General features: G+C 80.6%; 1 protein-coding gene and 1 pseudogene. Both read left to right on the top strand.

What is annotated here, in order from left to right; genetic code table 11:
• A partial coding sequence (locus Q4D18_RS11230) for a hypothetical protein (RefSeq protein WP_303128463.1) occupies nt 1-1,577 on the top strand: 1,577 nt, incomplete at its 5' end.
• A 168-nt stretch (nt 1,578-1,745) separates the two neighbouring features.
• Nucleotides 1,746-2,175, top strand: a pseudogene (locus tag Q4D18_RS11225) (hypothetical protein); the annotation flags it as partial.

Genomic DNA, 2,175 nt, shown 5'->3' with positions numbered 1-2,175 from the left:
GCGCCGGCGCAGGCCTGCTCGTGGCCGGGCTGCTGGCCCTGACGGCCTGCGGCCGCGACGACGCCGAGCCGGTGCCCGCGCCGTCGATGGCCGCCGCCACCGAGGCCCTGCCCTCGATGGACATGACCCCCTTCACCCTGGACGTCCCCTCCCTGGACCTGGACAAGGTCCCCGGCGCGTCCCTCGCCGTGCTCGAGGGCGAGGACCCCGAGTACCACGCGGCGTGGCTGAGCGTGCCCGGCGCCCCCGCCTGGACCTCCGCCATGGACCGCGCCGTCCGGGACCACGTGGCCGCCTACGAGCGGGACACGGACCGGGCCGCCGACCCCGTCCTGGACGTCCAGCCGCGCCTGGCGGTGGCGGGCCCGGACGCGGCCGCCACCCGCCTGCTCGCCACCGAGCGCCGCGGGGACCGGTCCGTGTCCACCGTGCAGACCGTCTGGTACTCGGCCCGCGAGGACCGGGTGGCCTCCACCCGGGACCTGTTCACGGACCGCGGCTGGGAGGCCTTACGGAAGGAGGTCCGCGACCGTATGACCACGGACCCGGCGATCGTGCAGGACCGTCTGACCTCCGCCGTCGAGCAGCCCGACCAGGTGGAGAACGCCCGCATCTGGGACGCCCTCGTGTTCCTGCCGGACGGCAGCGCCCTGCTCGAGGTGGACCAGGCCGCGATGGCCCCCGCCGACGCCGGCGTGCTCACCGCCCGCATCCCGGCGGACACGGTGCGCCCGTGGCTGGCCGAGATCGGCCTGGCCGCGCAGGACGCCGCGCGCACGCCCGGCACCCTGCGCCTGCCCGAGCGGGCCGCCCCCGCCTCCTCCGCCGGCACGCCCGGCAGCACCCCGGGCGGCGTGGCCCCGGCCCCCGGGACGGTCCCCGGCACCCCGGGCGGGCCGGCCGGCTCCGACACCCCCGGCTCCCCCACGGGTCCGGGCTCCTCCTCGGCCTCCGGTCCCGCGTCGGACTCCTCGGCCCCGTCCGCCACGGGCGGGACCGACACCTCCGCCCCGGCCGCCCCGCCGGCCCCCTCCTCGTCCGCGGGCTCCCCGGGCGGATCGTCCGGCGCGCCCGGCGGGTCGACCCGACCGGCCCCGGCGCCCGCTCCGAGCGGCGTCTCCCCGATCTCGGTCCCCGTGCCGGCCCCCTCCTCGGGCCCGGTGCAGGACCCCGCCCCGACCGTCCCGGGCCGTCCTCCGTCCCCCGCGCCGACCTCCTCGGCCCCGACGACGGCCCCCGCGCCGGCACCCTCCCCGGAGCCCACGCCCACCACCTCCCAGGTGCCCGCGCCGACGACGGCGCCCGTCCCCATGCCGGAGCCCGGGGAGCCCTCGACGCCCGCTCCGCCGCCGTCGGACGCCGCCCCCACGGCCCCGGCCGAGCCCACCGCCACGACCACGACGTCCCGCTCGGAGGCCCGGTCCGGCACCCAGGGCCGGCCGACGGACCCGCCGGTGGGCGGTCCCGCCGCCGAGCGCCGGGCCAGCCCGAAGGCCACGGAGCCCACGGCCGCCCCGGAGGCCGAGACGTCCGCGTCGTCCGCCGCTGCCGAGGAGACCGCGGGCACCCTCGGCTGAGACCCGGCCCGCCGCCGGAGACGGGAACGTGGCCGACGGGGCGGGTGATCGTGCCCGCATCGTGACCTCGCGCGGCCAGGACGGCGGGGGCACGGATGGGAGGATGGGGGCGCGGCCCGCACGGAACGCGCCCCCCCCCTGCCCGTTTGCCCCCAGGAGCACGCCCACATGACCCCCTCCTCCCGTCACCGCCTCCCGCTCGGCCTCGCGGCCCTCGCCCTGGCCCTCACCGCATGCGGCGGAGCGGATCCGGAGGAGCCCCCGACGACGGCGCCCGCCCCGGTGAGCTCCACCCCGGCCCCGTCCTCGAGCGCGGTCTCCCGCTCGGCCGCGCCGACGGCCTCGTCCGCGACGTGGACCCCTGCCCCGTCCTCCACCTCCGCCGTCCCGGTGGACGAGGGGACCCCCTCGGCGGACGGGACCTCCTCCGAGGAGGAGGCCGCGGCCGGGGAGACCTCCGACGAGGACGCCGCCGCCACCGAGGAGTCGGACGCGGACGGCACCGCGGGCTCGCCCCGCTCCACCGCGCCCGCCGCCGGCGCGCCGGAGGAGGAGCCCGCGGCCGCCGGCCGCCCCTCGCGTGAGGCGCCCTCGACCC

Source organism: Micrococcus sp. (assembly GCF_030523875.1).
Classification (GTDB): Bacteria; Actinomycetota; Actinomycetes; order Actinomycetales; family Micrococcaceae; genus Micrococcus.
The sequence above is the reverse complement of the archived record's forward strand: the minus strand, read 5'-3'. Positions and strand labels throughout refer to the sequence as shown.